This window comes from Streptomyces sp. NPDC101237 (genome assembly GCF_044767465.1).
Lineage (GTDB): Bacteria > Actinomycetota > Actinomycetes > Streptomycetales > Streptomycetaceae > Streptomyces > Streptomyces gramineus.
Window position 1 is genome coordinate 36,810 of sequence record NZ_JBIWNY010000036.1, and the last position, 17,239, is coordinate 54,048.

Genomic DNA, 17,239 nt, shown 5'->3' on the forward strand with positions numbered 1-17,239 from the left:
CCGAAACCGCCCGCTGCATATGCCCGCGCATATGGCGCGGTGCCGTGCCGCCTCAGCGCGGCCCTAGGTTCCCTCCGGTACCTATCGAGTGTCATTCGACCATCACGCAGCTCAAGGAGAGTCATCGAGCGATGGCCGGTCCAGCGTTCCGCGCCGCCGCCGTCCGGGTGCGCACCCCCGCCACCAGCGCCAACCTCGGTCCGGGCTTCGACGCCCTGGGCCTCGCGCTGGGGCTCTACGACGACGTCGTCGTCCGGGTGGCCGACTCCGGGCTGCACATCGACATCGCGGGTGAGGGCAGCGAGACGCTGCCGCGTGACGAGAGCCACCTGCTCGTACGCTCCCTGCGCACCGCCTTCGACCTGCTGGGCGGACAGCCCCGCGGCCTGGAGATCGTGTGCGCCAACCGCATTCCGCACGGCCGCGGCCTGGGCTCCTCCTCCGCCGCCATCTGCGCGGGCATCGTCGCCGCGCGAGCCGTGACCATAGGCGGAGAGGCCCGTCTCGACGACGCCGCGCTCCTCGAACTCGCCACCGAGATCGAGGGCCACCCCGACAACGTCGCGGCCTGTCTGCTGGGCGGCTTCACGCTCTCCTGGATGGAGTCCGGCGCCGCCCGGGCGATCAGGATGGAGCCCGCCGATTCCATCGTTCCGGTGGTTTTCGTGCCCGGGAAACCGGTTCTCACCGAGACCGCGCGCGGACTGCTCCCGCGCACCGTGCCGCACGTCGACGCCGCCGCCAACGCGGGCCGTGCCGCCCTGCTCGTCGAGGCCCTCACCAGGCGCCCCGAGCTGCTGCTGCCCGCCACCGAGGACCGGCTGCACCAGGATTACCGCGCCCCGGCCATGCCGGAGAGCGCGGCCCTGGTGGAGCGGCTGCGCGCCGACGGGATCCCGGCCGTGATCTCCGGCGCCGGCCCCACCGTCATGGCACTGGTCGACGCGGCGAGCGCCGACAAGGTCGAGGCGCTCGCGGGCGCGGACTGGGCCGCCAACCGGCTGAACCTCGACGTCCAGGGCGCGAGCGTGCTGCCGCTCGCACCCGCCAGTGACATGTGACCACGCACGATTGCCGGATTTGGAGAGGGGGAATGTTTGTTGGATCCGGTAGTGTTAACCTCAAGTCTGCACCCGACCTCACCATGGCGAGGTGCTTCGTGTCCCCGTCCGGGACAGACATTCTTCCGGGAGTCTCCCAAGCCACTCAGCGTCTCGAATGCCGTACCTGGGCAGTACGTCGTACGCGGACACTGGGCGGGCCGCTGGGCACGCTCCGGAATTGGTGCTACCAGGCCTCGTGACACCGGGTGCCACGGCTGAGGAAGCGCCGTCATCAGAAATTCTCTCCGCCGCTTTGGCGGACCACCGCCCCGGCACGGTCCACACAGCAAGGACCGCAGCCGGACAGCACAACCGGTCGCCGAGCCAGACAGGCCGACGTCCGCTCCAGGGAAGGACCCTTCGTGAGCGACACCACCGATCTGATGGGCGCACGTGTCGAGGAGACCGCTGCCGCGCCCGCCACGGACGCCTCCGCGCCTGCCGCCGGTGCCGGCTCCCGGCGGCGCCGCGGTACCGGCCTCGACGGCATGGTGCTGGCCGAGCTTCAGCAGGTCGCATCCGGCCTCGGCATCAGGGGCACGGCGCGGATGCGCAAGAGCCAGCTGATCGAGGTCATCAAGGAGGCGCAGGCCGGTGGCGGCGCCCCCAAGGCCGCCGAGGGCGCTGCCGAGACCAAGCCGAAGCGTCGGACGACCTCCAAGGCCCGTACGGGTGACGAGGGCGCCGAGAAGAAGGCGGAGCAGGCCGCGGCCCCGGCCGAGCAGGCCGTGGCCCAGCAGCAGATCGAGATCCCCGGCCAGCCCGCCGGCCGCACCGGCGACGCCGAGCGCGGCGCGGACGACGCGCCGGCCGAGCGCCGCCGTCGCCGTGCCACCGCGGAGGCCGGCAGCCCCACCGCGAGCGGTGCCGAGACCGTCGTCGCCGAGGCGAAGGGCGAGGCGAAGAGCGAGACCTCCGCCGCGCAGCCGCAGGGCGACGCCGACGGCGAGGGCCGTGGCCGCCGGGACCGCCGTGACCGCGGCCGTGACCGTGACCGGCGCGGCAAGGGCGACGACCAGCAGGGCGCCGGCCAGGGCGGCGGCCGGGACCGTCAGGACCGCGACCGGCAGCAGCAGCCGCAGCAGCAGGGCGGCGGCCGTCAGGACCGCAACACCGGTCCGCAGGACGACGACGACTTCGACGGCGGCCGCCGTGGCCGCCGCGGCCGCTACCGTGACCGCCGTGGCCGTCGCGGCCGTGACGAGATGGGCGGCGCCGAGCCGCAGGTGGCCGACGACGACGTCCTGATCCCGGTCGCGGGCATCCTGGACATCCTCGACAACTACGCGTTCATCCGGACCTCCGGCTACCTGCCGGGTCCGAACGACGTGTACGTCTCCCTCGCCCAGGTCCGCAAGAACGGCCTGCGCAAGGGCGACCACGTCACCGGTGCGGTCCGCCAGCCGAAGGAGGGCGAGCGCCGCGAGAAGTTCAACGCGCTGGTCCGCCTCGACTCCGTCAACGGCATGGCTCCCGAACACGGCCGCGGCCGCCCGGAGTTCAACAAGCTGACGCCGCTGTACCCCCAGGACAGGCTCCGTCTGGAGACCGACCCGGGCGTGCTGACCACGCGGATCATCGACCTCGTGTCGCCGATCGGCAAGGGCCAGCGCGGTCTGATCGTGGCCCCGCCGAAGACCGGCAAGACCATGATCATGCAAGCGATCGCCAACGCGATCACGCACAACAACCCCGAGTGCCACCTGATGGTCGTCCTGGTCGACGAGCGTCCGGAAGAGGTCACCGACATGCAGCGGTCGGTCAAGGGCGAGGTCATCTCCTCGACCTTCGACCGCCCCGCCGAGGACCACACCACGGTCGCCGAGCTCGCCGTCGAGCGCGCCAAGCGCCTGGTGGAGCTGGGTCACGACGTCGTCGTGCTGCTCGACTCGATCACGCGTCTGGGCCGTGCGTACAACCTCGCCGCCCCGGCCTCCGGCCGCATCCTGTCCGGTGGTGTCGACTCGACGGCCCTGTACCCGCCGAAGCGCTTCTTCGGTGCGGCCCGCAACATCGAGGACGGCGGCTCGCTCACGATCCTCGCCACCGCCCTGGTGGACACCGGGTCCCGCATGGACGAGGTGATCTTCGAGGAGTTCAAGGGCACCGGCAACATGGAGCTCAAGCTCGACCGGAAGCTCGCCGACAAGCGCATCTTCCCGGCGGTGGACGTCGACGCGTCCGGCACGCGCAAGGAAGAGATCCTGCTCGGCAACGAGGAGCTGGCGGTCGTCTGGAAGCTGCGCCGGGTGCTGCACGCGCTCGACCAGCAGCAGGCGATCGAGCTGCTGCTCGACAAGATGAAGCAGACGAAGTCGAACGGCGAGTTCCTGATGCAGATCCAGAAGACGACCCCGACGCCGGGCAACGGCGACTGACGCCTTCGCAGATCTCCATAAACGGAAGCCGTCCCCCGCTGGGGGACGGCTTCTGGCGTTGTCCGGGCCGGTGTAGGATCTCGCCCTTCGGTCAATTGATCGAATGTCGAATTCCTGATCCCGAGGGGGGACTTAAGTGGGTACACCCACGTCCGGGAGCGGTCGGCACAGACGCCGGATACGGTTCGCACTGCCCGTCGCGGCGGCCGCGGTCGCGGCCCTGATCTCGACCTCCGCCAGCGCGGACACGGGGCCGGCGGTCACGGGGGGACCGGCCGTCAGCGCGCCGTCCAAGGCGGCCCTGAACAAGCGGATCGCCCGTGCGATCACCGCCCGCGCCAACACCACGAAGAAGCACACCGCCACCGCGGGCGGTTCGGCCGTGACGCCGAAGATCATCGGTGGCGGTACGGCCACCATCGCCTCGGCGCCGTGGATGGCCCAGCTCTGGTACTACGACGACAAGGGCACCGCCGGAACCGGTGACGACGTCGGCTTCTTCTGCGGCGGCTCGGTCATCTCGCCGACGAAGATCCTCACGGCCGCGCACTGCGTCAAGGGCTTCAAGTGGAGCACCACCGACTCCGCGGTCGTCACCGGCACCGCGTCGCTGCCCACCGCCAACGCCGACGGCACCGCCAACCTGCACGGCGGCACCGTAACGGGTGTCCTTCGCCAGTGGAACCACCCGTCGTACACCGTGTCGGCCCACGGCGCTCCCAACAACGACATCGCCGTGCTCACCCTGGCCGCCCCGGTCAAGGCCACGCCGATCCGGATGACGACCAACACCGACACGACCTCCTACAAGACCAACAACAGCGCCAAGGTCTACGGCTGGGGCCGCACCACCTCCACCACGGACGACATCTCCGCGACGCTGAAGACGGCCACGCTGCCCGTCCAGTCCGACACCACCTGCACCGCCGCCTACGGCAGCACCGACTTCGTCAAGGGCCACATGGTCTGCGCCGGCAAGGCCGCCACCGGCTCCGACACCGGCACGACCACCACCTGCAACGGCGACTCCGGCGGCCCGCTGGTCTTCGGCGGCCGCATCGTCGGCGTCGTCTCCTGGGGCGTCGAGGACTGTGTCGCCAAGGGCGCCTACCCCGTCTTCACGAAGGCCAGCACCTACGTCGGTGCCGCCTACGCGCAGATCGCCGACTCCAACCTGAGCTACACCGACGGCAAGGCGGACCTGTTCGCCCGCAAGTCGTCGACCCGCGTCGGCTACGAGCTGGACTCCAAGGGCAGCACGCTCGCCGCCCGTCAGTCCGCGGGCGACTGGACCGGCGTCAACGTCGTCCTGCAGGCCGACCTCAACCGTGACGGTTTCCAGGACTTCGTCTATCGGATCGCCTCCAGCGGTGACGTCTACTGGTACCACTTCGCCCTGAACAGTGCGCAGACCGGCGGCTCGTGGGTGACGACGAAGCTCTTCACCGACTGGAGGACCCGCAAGGCCATCGTCATCCCCGGTGACCTGACCGGTGACTACCTTCCCGACGTGCTCTCCGAGGACTCCTCCGGCGTCCTGTGGCTGTACCCGGGCAAGGGCAACGGCACCTTCGGCTCCCGTGTCCGCATCGGCGGCGGCTGGAGCCAGTACAACCAGCTGCGCGGCGTCGGCGACTTCAACGGCGACGGCAAGGCCGACCTGCTGGCCCGCAGGAGCAGCGGCGGCGACCTCTACCTGTACAAGGGCACCGGCAAGTCCGGCACCGGCCTCTTCTCGGCCCGGGTGAAGGTCCGTTCCGGCTGGACCGGCTTCAACACCCTCGCCGCGGTCGGCGACATGACCGGCGACGGCAGGGCCGACCTGGTCGCCCGCACGACCTCCGGCACGCTGTACCTCTACCCGGGTACCGGCAAGGCGACCAGTGAGATCTTCGGCACAAGGAAGTCGCTCGGCACCGGATTCCAGCAGTACGACATCTTCGGCTGAAACGCCTGGTGAGCGAGGGTTCGCTCACCGTGCTCGACTACACAGCGTGCCCATCGCCCCACGCGGTGGGCACGCTGCGTTGTGCAACCCTGTCCCGAGTTTCGCCGTCTGACCAGGCGGAGCGACGATGGTCCGGTAGGTACCGATGTCTCCGGTACGCCGGGCCTGACCCTGACAGCAGGGGGTACGCGAACGGTCGTAGGAGAGCAGAGGAGCACATGTCCGCCGAGAGCACACCGGAACCCGGCATACCCGGGACCGGCCCGAAGGACCCCGGCCGCAGCGGCAAGGGGCGCCGCCGCCAGCCTCCGGGACGAAGGCGCAGGGCGCTGCTCGTCACGGCCTGGACGGCGGCCGGCGTCCTCGTGCTCGGCGGCACCGGCCTCGGCTACCTGTACGTCAAGCTCAACGGCAACATCAAGAGCGTCGACATCAACCAGGCGCTGGGCGCCGACCGGCCCGCCAAGACCGACAACGGCTCCGAGAACATCCTGGTCCTCGGCTCGGACACGCGCTCCGGCGGCAACAAGAAGCTCGGCGGCGGCACCGACGACGGCAGCGCCCGGTCCGACACCGCGATGATCGTCCACGTGTACAAGGGCCATCACCGGGCCAGTGTGGTCTCCATCCCGCGGGACACCCTGATCGACCGCCCCGCCTGCAAGGACGCGCAGGGCACCAGGCACTCCGCCGCCACCGGCGTGATGTTCAACTCCGCGTACTCCACCGGCGGCGCGACCTGCGCGGTCAGGACCGTCGAGGCCATGACCGGTGTCCGTATGGACCACTACCTGGAGGTCGACTTCTCGGGCTTCCAGAAGCTCGTCGACGAACTGGGCGGGGTCGAGGTCACGACGACCAAGGCTATCGACGACCCGCAGAGCCACCTCGACCTCAAGGCCGGCAAGCACTCCCTCGACGGCGAGCAGGCGCTCGGCCTGGTCCGCACCCGGCACGGCGTCGGCGACGGCTCCGACCTGGGCCGCATCCAGCTCCAGCAGGCCTTCGTGAAGGCGCTGATCGAGCAGGTCAGGCAGGTGGGCGTCTTCACCAGCCCCAAGAAGCTGTTCGACCTGGCGGACACCGCGACGAAGACGGTCACCACCGACTCCGACCTGGGCTCGGTCAACTCCCTGGTCGACTTCGCGAACGGCCTCAAGGCCATCGACTCCAAGAGCATGCACATGGTCACGATGCCGGTCGAGTACGACCCGTCGGACCCGAACCGGGTGATCGTGGCCAAGGCGAAGGCCAAGCAGGTCTGGACGGCCCTGAAGAAGGACCGGCCGATCCCGGCGAGCGCGACGAAGGGCACGGCGACGGGCCAGGCGAAGGGGGTCGTGACGTCGTCGTGAGGGTGAAAGGGCGCCGCCGCCGGCGTCCGCGACAGGGGCGCGGGGAACTGCGCCACCCGCCCCCACCCGCCCCCACCCGCCCGCACTCGCGTACGACGAAGCCGTCCCCGCCCCTCGGGCGCGCCCCCGCTCGCCGCCCCGGAATAAAGATCCAAGCCCCCCGGTTTTGGGAGATACGGCCAGCCCTGGCAGACTGGTACGTCGGCCCCGGTTCACGCTCCGCAGCCCGCGGCGGCGACCCGGTGCCCTCCCGAAATCTAGGAGACACCTTGAAGCGCGAGATCCACCCCGAGTACGTCGAGACGCAGGTCAGCTGCACCTGTGGCGCGTCGTTCACCACCCGCAGCACCATCCAGTCCGGCACCATCCGGGCTGAGGTCTGCTCCGAGTGCCACCCGTTCTACACGGGCAAGCAGAAGATCCTCGACACCGGTGGCCGTGTGGCCCGCTTCGAGGCCCGCTTCGGCAAGGCTGCCGCCGGCTCCAAGAAGTAGCGAGCCCCATTTCGCCGGTCCACGGCCGCGTCCCTTCGGGGGCGCGCCCGGGACCGGCGTTTTTGGTCGCCCGCCTTCCCTTCCGCCCGCAGTATCAGGAGCCCCAAAATGTTCGAGGCCGTCGAGGAACTCGTCGTCGAGCACGCCGACCTGGAGAAGAAGCTCGCCGACCCGTCGGTCCACGCCGACCAGGCGAACGCGCGCAAGCTGAACAAGCGCTACGCCGAACTCACCCCGATCGTCGGCACGTACCGCTCCTGGAAGCAGACCGGCGACGACATCGAGACCGCTCGTGAACTGGCCGCCGACGACCCGGACTTCGCCGCCGAGGTCAAGGAGCTGGACAAGCAGCGCGACGAGCTGACCGAGAAGCTGCGGCTGCTGCTGGTGCCCCGGGACCCGTCCGACGACAAGGACGTGATCCTGGAGATCAAGGCCGGCGCGGGCGGCGACGAGTCCGCGCTGTTCGCCGGCGACCTGCTGCGGATGTACCTGCGGTACGCCGAGCGCGTCGGCTGGAAGACCGAGATCATCGACTCCACCGAGTCCGAGCTGGGCGGCTACAAGGACGTCCAGGTCGCCGTGAAGACCAAGGGCGGCAACGGCGCGACCGAGCCCGGCCAGGGCGTCTGGGCGCGGCTGAAGTACGAGGGCGGCGTGCACCGCGTGCAGCGGGTGCCGGCCACCGAGTCGCAGGGCCGCATCCACACCTCGGCGGCGGGCGTCCTCGTGACCCCCGAGGCCGAGGAGGTCGACGTCGAGATCAACCCGAACGACCTGCGGATCGACGTCTACCGGTCCTCGGGACCCGGCGGCCAGTCGGTCAACACCACCGACTCCGCGGTGCGCATCACGCACCTGCCCACCGGAGTCGTCGCCTCCTGCCAGAACGAGAAGAGCCAGCTGCAGAACAAGGAGCAGGCCTTGCGTATCCTGCGCTCCAGGCTGCTCGCCGCGGCGCAGGAGGAGGCGGAGAAGGAAGCCGCCGACGCCCGCCGCAGCCAGGTCCGCACCGTCGACCGCTCCGAGAAGATCCGCACGTACAACTTCCCGGAGAATCGCATCTCGGACCACCGGGTCGGCTTCAAGGCGTACAACTTGGACCAGGTCCTGGACGGCGAGCTCGACGCGGTGATCCAGGCCTGCGTCGACGCGGACTCGGCCGCGAAGCTGGCCGCTGCGTAAGAGGTACCAGTCACTACACGGAGGACCAGCGTGCAGCAAGATTTTGGGGGGCGACCCCCAAGCCCCCGCAGCGTGCTGCTCGCGGAGGTGGCCCAGGCCACCCAGCGGCTGGCCGATGCCGGCGTGCCCTCGCCGCGCAACGACGCGGAGGAGCTCGCCGCGTTCGTGCACGGCGTGAAACGGGGCGCGCTGCACTCCGTGAAGGACTCGGACTTCGACGCCCGGTACTGGGAGGTCATCGCCCGGCGCGAGCAGCGCGAGCCGCTCCAGCACATCACCGGGCGTGCCTACTTCCGCTACCTCGAACTCCAGGTGGGGCCGGGCGTCTTCGTGCCCCGCCCGGAGACCGAGTCCGTGGTCGGCTGGGCCATAGACGCCGTGCGCGCCATGGACGTCGTCGAGCCGTGCATCGTCGACCTGTGCACCGGCTCCGGCGCCATCGCGCTCGCCCTCGCCCAGGAGGTCCCGCGCTCGCGCGTGCACGCCGTGGAGCTGTCCGAGGAAGCGCTCCAGTGGACCCGCAAGAACGTGGCGGGCTCCAGGGTCGACCTGCGCCAGGGGGATGCCCTGGACGCCTTCCACGACCTCGACGGCCACGTCGACCTGGTCATCTCCAACCCGCCGTACATCCCGCTCACCGAGTGGGAGTACGTCGCTCCCGAGGCCCGCGACTACGACCCGGAGCTGGCCCTGTTCTCCGGCGAGGACGGCCTCGACCTCATCCGCGGCATCGAACGCACCGCGCACCGGCTGCTGCGCCCCGGCGGTGTCGTCGTCATCGAGCACGCCGACACCCAGGGCGGCCAGGTGCCGTGGATCTTCACCGAGGAGCGGGGCTGGGCCGACGCGGCCGACCACCCGGACCTCAACAACCGCCCCCGCTTCGCGACCGCCCGCAAGGCGCTGCCGTGAGCACCCGCCAGACCCCCTCCCGGAAGCCCCGGGAGTCCCGGAAGCATGTGTACTTCGTGTACGAGGAGGCCCGCTAGACATGGCACGGCGATACGACACCAATGACGCGACCGACCGCGTGACGGGTCTGCGTGAGGCCGCGTCCGCCGTCCGCCGGGGCGAACTGGTGGTACTGCCCACGGACACGGTCTACGGCATCGGCGCCGACGCGTTCACCGCCGAGGCGGTCTCCGACCTGCTCGACGCCAAGGGCCGGGGCCGCAACATGCCTACCCCGGTGCTGATCGGCTCCCCGAACACGCTGCACGGGCTCGTCACCGACTTCTCCGAGCTGGCCTGGGAACTGGTCGACGCGTTCTGGCCGGGCGCCCTCACCCTGGTCGCGAAGCACCAGCCGTCCCTGCAGTGGGACCTCGGCGACACCCGGGGCACGGTCGCCGTGCGCATGCCGCTGCACCCGGTCGCCATCGAACTGCTCACCGAGGTCGGCCCGATGGCCGTCTCCTCCGCCAACCTCACCGGTCACCCGTCCCCGGAGACCTGTGACGCCGCGCAGCAGATGCTCGGCGACTCCGTCTCCGTCTACCTCGACGGCGGCCCCACCCCGGGCAACGTGCCCTCGTCGATCGTCGACGTCACCCGTGAGGTACCGCTGCTGCTGCGCGCCGGCGCGATCTCCGCGGAGGAGCTGCGCAAGGTCGTACCCGACCTCGAGGTGGCGAATTGACAGCCCCTGACGCGGGGCGTGGCATAGGCAACCCGGAGCGCGCGGCGGAGATCACGACCACGTTCGTGGGGCTGCCGCGGGACAGCTTCCGCATCCTCCACGTCAGCACCGGCAACGTGTGCCGCTCGCCGATCACCGAGCGGCTGACCCGCCATCTCGTGACGGACCGGCTCGGCACCTTTCTCGGCGGCGGGCTGATCGTGGAGAGCGCGGGCACCTGGGGGCACGAGGGCGCCCCCATGGAGGCCAACGCGGAAGCGGTCCTCGCCGACTTCGGCGCGGACGCGACCGGGTTCACCGGACGGGAGCTGCTGGACGAGCACGTCATCCGCGCCGACCTGGTGCTGACCGCCACCCGCGACCACCGCGCCCAGGTCATCTCCATGGGCCATTCGGCGGGCCTGCGCACCTTCACGCTGAAGGAGTTCACGCGCCTGGTCCGCGCGATCGACCCGGCGACGCTGCCCCCGCTGCACGAGGGCGTGGTCGTGCGCGCCCGTGCGCTGGTCCGTGCGGCGGCCGCGCTGCGCGGCTGGCTGCTGGCCCCCACCGCCGAGGCGGACGAGGTCCACGACCCGTACGGCGCCCCGCTGCCGTTCTTCCGCTCCATCGGCGACGAGATACACGAGGCGCTGGACCCGGTGGTCACGGCGCTGACCGGCGTCCCCGCGCGGATGTGACCCGAGGCGCCGTACACGCCGCGCACCCCGCTCACCCCGGGCCTACATTGGACGTACGTCACCGTCGACCGCCCGGAGCCCGCCATGCCGGTCAGCCCTACCCTCGTCGAGGCCGATCCGCTGCTGCGGCAGGACCCGGAGCTGGCGGAGATCCTGCTCGGGGAGCTGGCCCGGCAGTCGACGTCGCTGCAGCTGATCGCCGCCGAGAACTTCTCCTCCCCGGCCGTGCTGGCCGCGCTCGGCTCACCGCTCGCGAACAAGTACGCCGAGGGGTACCCGGGCGCCCGGTACCACGGTGGCTGCGAGATCGTGGACGTCGCCGAACGGCTCGCCGTCGACCGCGCCAAGGCCCTGTTCGGTGCCGCGCACGCCAACGTCCAGTCGCACTCCGGATCGTCCGCGGTGCTCGCCGCCTACGCCGCGCTGCTGCGCCCCGGGGACACCGTGCTCGCGCTCGGCCTGCCGTACGGCGGTCACCTCACGCACGGCTCGCCGGCCAACTTCTCCGGCCGCTGGTTCGACTTCGTCGGGTACGGCGTCGACCCGGAGAGCGGGCTCATCGACCACGACCAGGTGCGGGCGCTGGCCCGCGGCCGCCGGCCCAAGGCGATCGTGTGCGGTTCCATCGCCTATCCCCGGCACATCGACTACGCCTTCTTCCGCGAGGTCGCCGACGAGGTCGGGGCCTATCTGATCGCCGACGCCGCCCATCCCATCGGGCTCGTCGCCGGAGGCGCGGCGCCCAACCCGGTGCCGTACGCCGACGTGGTGTGCGCGACCACGCACAAGGTGCTGCGCGGGCCGCGCGGCGGGATGCTCCTGTGCGGGTCGCCCGAGCTGGCGGAGCGCCTGGACCGCGCTGTGTTTCCTTTCACACAGGGCGGCGCGCAGATGCACACCATCGCCGCCAAGGCGGTCGCGTTCGGCGAGGCGGCGACGCCCGCCTTCGCCGTCTACGCCCACCAGGTGGTCGCCAACGCGCGGGTCCTCGCGGCCGCGCTCGCCGAGCAGGGGCTGACGGTCACCACGGGCGGCACCGACACCCATCTGATCACCGCCGACCCGGCCCCGCTGGGCGTCGACGGGCGTACCGCCCGGGGCCGGCTGGCCGCCGCGGGCATGGTGCTGGACAGCTGCGCCCTGCCGCACGGGGACGCGCGGGGCCTGCGGCTGGGCACCGCCGCCGTGACCACGCAGGGCATGCGGGCGGCGGAGATGGAGCGGATCGCGCTGCTGCTGGCGGACGTGCTGCGCGGTGCGCAGGACCGGGGGAGGGTGCGTGAGGAGGTGCGGGAGCTCACCGGTAGATTTCCGCCGTATCCCGGTGGGGACCGGGTAGGCGCGGCGTCGTAGAGCCCTTGTACGCCCGCCTTACGAGCGCCCGTGCAACCATCGTCGCTACCCGGAAGTCCCCATACATATGCGACCGTCGCTAGGGTGTGGGCTGTGATGGCCAGCGAGACCTGTGGGGAAGCCTGTGCGTGAATACCTGCTGACGCTCTGCATCACGGCCGCGGTGACGTATCTGCTGACAGGGCCGGTGCGGAAGTTCGCGATCGTGGCCGGGGCCATGCCGGAGATCCGGGCGCGTGACGTGCACCGGGAGCCCACTCCGCGGCTCGGCGGGATCGCGATGTTCTTCGGGCTGTGCGCGGGGCTGCTGGTCGCCGACCACCTCACCAACCTGAACGAGGTCTTCGAGAAGTCGAACGAGCCGCGGGCGCTGCTCTCCGGCGCGGCCCTGATCTGGCTGATCGGCGTGCTCGACGACAAGTTCGAGATCGACGCCCTGATCAAGCTGGGCGGCCAGATGATCGCCGCGGGCGTCATGGTCATGCAGGGTCTGACCATCCTGTGGCTGCCCATCCCGGGCGTCGGCACGGTCGCCCTGACCCCCTGGCAGGGCACCCTGCTGACGGTGGCGCTGGTCGTCATCACCATCAACGCGGTCAACTTCGTCGACGGCCTGGACGGCCTGGCCTCCGGCATGGTGTGCATCGCGGCCGCGGCGTTCTTCATGTACGCGTACCGGATCTGGTACTCGTACGGCATCGAGGCCGCCGCCCCCGCGACGCTGTTCTCGGCGATCCTGATGGGCATGTGCCTGGGCTTCCTGCCGCACAACCTGCATCCGGCCCGGATCTTCATGGGCGACTCCGGCTCGATGCTGATCGGCCTGGTGCTCGCCGCCGGAGCCATCTCGATCACGGGCCAGCTGGACCCGGACGTGATGAACCTGTTCGCCGGTTCCGAGCGCAACGCGGTCCACCAGATGGTCCCGGTCTACATCCCGCTGCTGCTGCCGCTGACCATCATCGCGGTGCCGGCCGCCGACCTGGTGCTGGCCATCGTGCGGCGCACCTGGCGCGGCCAGTCGCCGTTCGCGGCCGACCGCGGGCACCTGCACCACCGGCTCCTGGAGATCGGCCACTCGCACAGCCGGGCCGTGCTGATCATGTACTTCTGGTCGGCGCTGATCGGCTTCGGGGCGCTGGCGTACTCGGTGAACTCCGCGTCCATGTGGATCGTGCTGGGTGTGGTCTTCCTCAGCGCGATCGGGCTGGGGCTGCTCCTGCTGCCGCGGTTCACGCCGCGGGTGCCGGTGTGGGCCCAGCGGTTCGTGCCGCCGCGCTACCGGCGCCGCGGTCCCGTTCCGGAGGACGCCGAGGCGGCGGCGGAGGGCGCCGGGGAGGACGTCCCCGGTGCGCCCGAGGAGGCTGGGGAGCCGTGCGAGGAACACCGTGCTCCGGTGCCCGCCGGCGCGGCCCGGGTCAACGGCGCCACCGCCCTCGGACACCGCTCGCGCATGCTGGAACGGCGCGCTTCCGAAACCTCGCGTTGACCCCGCGCAGACCTTGTGCAGACCCTCGCAAGGTAAGAATCTGACGAGAGCATTGCCAAGCCGTGGGGGTGCAAAGACCCCAATACCAGACACAACGGCTCGGTTTTCGCTCAGACGGGCATGTTCACTCTCATGTGTGACAGCGAGCACACCTACCAGGTAAAGACCTCATCAAATAGTTTGTGATACGGTTCACGAGAACCCCGGACAGAGCCGAAGGACCCGAGTGCGATGGTCCATTGGCGTGAGGACTTCGACCCTCCGGCCGGGACTACGCTCGTCCATGACGACACCTGCCCCCCTGTGAAAGCGGAGTTGCCGCCATGCCGTCCAATGACGCCCGGATCCTGGCCCAGGCCGCCGTACCCACGGCCGCTGTCGGTGTGCTCGCTGCCGCCGTCAGCGCGATCGTCGCGGGCGGCAAGGGGGCGATCGGGGCGCTCGTCGCGACGGTGGTGGTCGTCCTCTTCATGGGGATCGGCCTCTACGTTCTGCAGCGCACCGCGAAATCGCTTCCCCATCTCTTCCAGGCCATGGGGCTCATGCTCTACACGGCGCAGTTGCTTTTGCTGTTCATCTTCGTCGCTGCCTTCAAAGACACGACCCTGTTCAACCCCCGGGCCTTCGCCGGCACACTCGTGGTCGGCACGGTCACCTGGATCGCCGCCCAGGCGCGCGCCCAGATGAAGGCCAAGATCCTCTACGTTGAGCCCGAGAAGACCGGGCAGCCGTCGTGAGAGGTAGGCCCGGGATAAAGCCGCACGAGAGATGCTGCTATCGTCCGGTGCCAACTGCGGCATCGCGGGCGCGGGCATCTGAGCTGACGCCTGCTCAATCGCGAGGCGAGATGCCCCCCAGCCGCCCCCACATCCGTAACACCAGTCCCGTGCCGAACCGCGGCCGTGCGCCGCGCCGACACAACGAGGTTGCCGTACCTATGCGCCACGCTGAAGGAGCCCGCGGTGAGTGCTGACCCGACGCAGGTGCTCGCCTTCGAGACCGACTGCCACATCTTCGACGGCTGTGGCTTCCCGGCTCCCGGCCTGCACTCGTTCCTGTTCAAGCCCCTCTGGGGTGATGCCGACAGCAACCTGTACTTCAACAAGACGATGCTGCTGGCGCTGCTCGGCACGGTCATCATCGTCGGGTTCTTCTGGGCCGCGTTCCGCAAGCCCCAGGTCGTCCCGGGCAAGCTCCAGATGGTCGCCGAGGCCGGCTACGACTTCATCCGGCGCGGTGTCGTCTACGAGACGATCGGCAAGAAGGAAGGCGAGAAGTACGTACCGCTGGTCGTCTCGCTGTTCTTCTTCGTCTGGATGATGAACCTCTGGTCGATCATCCCGGTCGCTCAGTTCCCGGTGACGGCGATCATCTCGTACCCGCTCGTGCTGGCCCTCATCGTCTACGTGCTCTGGGTCTCCCTGACCTTCAAGCGCCACGGCTTCGTCGGCTTCTTCAAGAACGTCACCGGGTACGACAAGTCGCTCGGTGCGGTGCTGCCGCTCGCGATGGTCATCGAGTTCTTCTCGAACCTGCTCGTGCGGCCCTTCACCCACGCCGTCCGACTCTTCGCGAACATGTTCGCCGGTCACACCCTGCTGCTGCTCTTCACGATCGCCAGCTGGTACCTGCTGAACGGCATCGGCATCGCCTACGCGGGCGTCTCGTTCGTCATGACGCTCGTGATGACGGCCTTCGAGCTCTTCATCCAGGCACTGCAGGCCTACGTCTTCGTTCTCCTGACGTGCACCTACATCCAGGGCGCCCTGGCCGAGCACCACTGAGCGCCTCGCACTCACCCCTGTGATCGTCCGGTGGCCAACCCCCACCGGTCCGTAAAGAAAAGGAAGAACTGGCATGTCCCAGACCCTTGCTGCCGCTGTTTCCGGCTCCCTCGGCTCCATCGGTTACGGCCTCGCCGCCATCGGCCCCGGCGTCGGCGTCGGCATCATCTTCGGCAACGGCACCCAGGCGCTGGCCCGCCAGCCCGAGGCTGCCGGCCTGATCCGCGCCAACCAGATCCTCGGCTTCGCCTTCTGTGAGGCGCTCGCCCTGATCGGTCTGGTCATGCCGTTCGTCTACGGCAAGTGATCTGCCGAAACACCACTGACTAGACGAAAGGCACTGATATGAGCCCCCTGGTTCAGCTGGCGGCTGAGGAGGCCGAAAACCCCCTCATCCCGCCGATCCCAGAGCTCGTCATCGGCCTCATCGCCTTCGTCATCGTCTTCGGCTTCCTCGCCAAGAAGCTCCTTCCGAACATCAACAAGGTTCTGGAGCAGCGCCGCGAGGCGATCGAGGGCGGTATCGAGAAGGCCGAGGCCGCGCAGACCGAGGCCCAGAGCGTCCTTGAGCAGTACAAGGCGCAGCTGGCCGAGGCCCGGCACGAGGCCGCGCGCCTGCGCCAGGAGGCTCAGGAGCAGGGCGCCACGCTCATCGCCGAGATGCGGGCCGAGGGCCAGCGTCAGCGCGAGGAGATCGTCGCCGCCGGTCACGCCCAGATCGAGGCCGACCGCAAGTCCGCCGCGCAGGCGCTGCGCCAGGACGTGGGTCAGCTGGCCACCGCCCTGGCCGGCAAGCTCGTCGGCGAGTCCCTCGAGGACCACGCCCGGCAGAGCCGCGTGATCGACCGCTTCCTCGACGAGCTTGAGGAGAAGGCCGAGGCGGCCCGATGAACGGAGCGAGCCGCGAGGCACTGGCAGCCGCACGGGAGCGTCTCGACGCACTCACGGACTCGACGTCCGTGGACGCGACGCGGCTCGCGGACGAGCTGGCGGCCGTCACCACGCTGCTCGACCGCGAAGGTGGCCTGCGTCGGGTCCTCACCGACCCGGCGCAGTCCGGCGAGGCCAAGGCCGAGCTGGTCCGGCGCCTGATCGGCGGCCAGGTCAGCGAGTCCACCGCCGACGTGGTCGCTGGCATGGTCCGGTCCCGCTGGTCGCAGCCCCGCGACCTGGTGGACGCGCTGGAGGAGCTGGCGGCCGTCGCCGATCTGACGGCCGCGGAGAAGTCGGGCACGCTGGACGACGTGGAGGACGAGCTGTTCCGGTTCGGCCGGATCGTCTCCTCCAGCACCGAACTGCGCGCCGCCCTCACCGACCGCAGGGCCGACGCCGCGGCCAAGACCGAGCTGGTGCACCGGCTGCTCGGCGGACGTGCCAAGCCCGTCACCGAGCGTCTGGTCACGCGTCTTGTGACCGTGCCGCGGGGACGTAGCCTGGAAGCGGGCCTGGAGGCCCTCTCCAAGCTGGCCGCGGACCGCCGCAGCCGCGTCGTCGCCGTCGTCACCTCGGCGGTGCCGCTGAGCGAACCGCAGAAGCGACGCCTGGGCGCCGCCCTCGCGAAGCTCTACGGCCGCACGATGCACCTCAACCTCGATGTCGACCCCGAGGTCGTCGGCGGGATCCGGGTGCGGGTCGGTGACGAGGTCATCAACGGTTCCATCGCGGACCGGCTGGAGGACGCGGCCCGTCGCATGGCGAGCTAGCACCTCGGTAGTCGAGAACAAGCAGTACGTACTTACGGCGGCCCGGGTTGGGCCGTACATGAAGAATCCTGGGGGTCGCCCCCAGACCCCCCAAGTGAAACTTCGGGCCCAACAAGGAGAGCAGGGAA

The 17,239-nt window shown here is 70.1% G+C and carries 16 protein-coding genes; all 16 read left to right on the forward strand.

Features of this window, described 5'->3' with window-relative positions:
* Positions 1-131 precede the first annotated feature (131 nt).
* The 16 genes from thrB (at position 132) to ACIRQ9_RS36175 (ending at position 17,111) form a co-directional block, all read left to right on the forward strand.
* Positions 132-1,061: a homoserine kinase gene (thrB, locus tag ACIRQ9_RS36100; protein WP_404183557.1), complete on the forward strand. Its 930-nt coding sequence runs from the start codon at positions 132-134 to the stop codon at positions 1,059-1,061.
* A 404-nt stretch (positions 1,062-1,465) separates the two neighbouring features.
* Complete coding sequence (rho, locus tag ACIRQ9_RS36105) at positions 1,466-3,481, forward strand: transcription termination factor Rho (RefSeq protein ID WP_404183560.1); 2,016 nt, start codon at positions 1,466-1,468, stop codon at positions 3,479-3,481.
* 136 nt (positions 3,482-3,617) lie between these two features.
* Positions 3,618-5,429, forward strand: coding sequence for a trypsin-like serine protease (locus ACIRQ9_RS36110; protein ID WP_404183563.1), 1,812 nt, complete (start codon positions 3,618-3,620; stop codon positions 5,427-5,429).
* 218 nt (positions 5,430-5,647) lie between these two features.
* Positions 5,648-6,784 (forward strand): LCP family protein, encoded by a 1,137-nt coding sequence (locus ACIRQ9_RS36115; RefSeq protein WP_404183566.1) that lies wholly within the window; start codon positions 5,648-5,650, stop codon positions 6,782-6,784.
* A gap of 269 nt (positions 6,785-7,053) precedes the next feature.
* On the forward strand, positions 7,054-7,278 hold the full coding sequence (rpmE, locus tag ACIRQ9_RS36120) for a 50S ribosomal protein L31 (protein WP_190206740.1): 225 nt from the start codon (positions 7,054-7,056) through the stop codon (positions 7,276-7,278).
* Between the two features lie 108 nt (positions 7,279-7,386).
* Positions 7,387-8,463 (forward strand): peptide chain release factor 1, encoded by a 1,077-nt coding sequence (gene prfA / locus ACIRQ9_RS36125; RefSeq protein ID WP_351710484.1) that lies wholly within the window; start codon positions 7,387-7,389, stop codon positions 8,461-8,463.
* 72 nt (positions 8,464-8,535) lie between these two features.
* Complete coding sequence (gene prmC, locus ACIRQ9_RS36130) at positions 8,536-9,375, forward strand: peptide chain release factor N(5)-glutamine methyltransferase (protein WP_404183570.1); 840 nt, start codon at positions 8,536-8,538, stop codon at positions 9,373-9,375.
* 79 nt (positions 9,376-9,454) lie between these two features.
* Positions 9,455-10,102, forward strand: coding sequence for an L-threonylcarbamoyladenylate synthase (locus tag ACIRQ9_RS36135; protein ID WP_404183573.1), 648 nt, complete (start codon positions 9,455-9,457; stop codon positions 10,100-10,102).
* A complete protein-coding gene (locus tag ACIRQ9_RS36140; RefSeq protein WP_404183576.1) occupies positions 10,099-10,782 on the forward strand; it encodes a protein-tyrosine-phosphatase in 684 nt (227 codons plus the stop codon). The genes ACIRQ9_RS36135 and ACIRQ9_RS36140 overlap by 4 nt, the downstream gene beginning before the upstream one ends.
* Positions 10,783-10,866: 84 nt before the next feature.
* Positions 10,867-12,135, forward strand: a complete 1,269-nt coding sequence (gene glyA / locus ACIRQ9_RS36145; RefSeq protein ID WP_404183579.1) for a serine hydroxymethyltransferase — start codon at positions 10,867-10,869, stop codon at positions 12,133-12,135.
* Between the two features lie 124 nt (positions 12,136-12,259).
* Entirely contained in the window at positions 12,260-13,624 is a 1,365-nt protein-coding gene (locus ACIRQ9_RS36150) for an MraY family glycosyltransferase (RefSeq protein ID WP_404183582.1), read from the forward strand.
* 323 nt (positions 13,625-13,947) lie between these two features.
* The gene (locus ACIRQ9_RS36155; RefSeq protein WP_404183585.1) at positions 13,948-14,361 is read left to right on the forward strand and encodes a hypothetical protein; all 414 of its coding nucleotides are present in this window, start codon (positions 13,948-13,950) and stop codon (positions 14,359-14,361) included.
* 225 nt (positions 14,362-14,586) lie between these two features.
* Positions 14,587-15,408, forward strand: a complete 822-nt coding sequence (gene atpB, locus ACIRQ9_RS36160; RefSeq protein WP_404183588.1) for a F0F1 ATP synthase subunit A — start codon at positions 14,587-14,589, stop codon at positions 15,406-15,408.
* Between the two features lie 73 nt (positions 15,409-15,481).
* Positions 15,482-15,715, forward strand: coding sequence for an ATP synthase F0 subunit C (atpE, locus tag ACIRQ9_RS36165; RefSeq protein WP_031181218.1), 234 nt, complete (start codon positions 15,482-15,484; stop codon positions 15,713-15,715).
* Positions 15,716-15,753: 38 nt separating this feature from the next.
* Positions 15,754-16,299 carry a F0F1 ATP synthase subunit B gene (locus ACIRQ9_RS36170; protein WP_404183592.1) on the forward strand — a complete coding sequence of 182 codons (546 nt, stop codon included), beginning with the start codon at positions 15,754-15,756 and terminating at the stop codon, positions 16,297-16,299.
* On the forward strand, positions 16,296-17,111 hold the full coding sequence (locus ACIRQ9_RS36175) for a F0F1 ATP synthase subunit delta (RefSeq protein ID WP_404183595.1): 816 nt from the start codon (positions 16,296-16,298) through the stop codon (positions 17,109-17,111). Before ACIRQ9_RS36170 ends, ACIRQ9_RS36175 begins: the two co-directional genes overlap by 4 nt.
* The last annotated feature ends 128 nt before the right edge of the window (positions 17,112-17,239 follow it).

What these genes read in the sequence shown, in the direction of transcription:
- thrB (WP_404183557.1), top strand. Translation starts at nt 132, where the DNA reads ATGGCCGGTCCAGCGTTCCGCGCCGCCGCCGTCCGGGTGCGCACCCCC.
- ACIRQ9_RS36115 (WP_404183566.1), top strand. Translation starts at nt 5,648, where the DNA reads ATGTCCGCCGAGAGCACACCGGAACCCGGCATACCCGGGACCGGCCCG.
- ACIRQ9_RS36175 (WP_404183595.1), top strand. Translation starts at nt 16,296, where the DNA reads ATGAACGGAGCGAGCCGCGAGGCACTGGCAGCCGCACGGGAGCGTCTC.
- ACIRQ9_RS36135 (WP_404183573.1), top strand. Translation starts at nt 9,455, where the DNA reads ATGGCACGGCGATACGACACCAATGACGCGACCGACCGCGTGACGGGT.
- atpE (WP_031181218.1), top strand. Translation starts at nt 15,482, where the DNA reads ATGTCCCAGACCCTTGCTGCCGCTGTTTCCGGCTCCCTCGGCTCCATC.
- glyA (WP_404183579.1), top strand. Translation starts at nt 10,867, where the DNA reads ATGCCGGTCAGCCCTACCCTCGTCGAGGCCGATCCGCTGCTGCGGCAG.
- ACIRQ9_RS36170 (WP_404183592.1), top strand. Translation starts at nt 15,754, where the DNA reads ATGAGCCCCCTGGTTCAGCTGGCGGCTGAGGAGGCCGAAAACCCCCTC.
- prfA (WP_351710484.1), top strand. Translation starts at nt 7,387, where the DNA reads ATGTTCGAGGCCGTCGAGGAACTCGTCGTCGAGCACGCCGACCTGGAG.
- ACIRQ9_RS36155 (WP_404183585.1), top strand. Translation starts at nt 13,948, where the DNA reads ATGCCGTCCAATGACGCCCGGATCCTGGCCCAGGCCGCCGTACCCACG.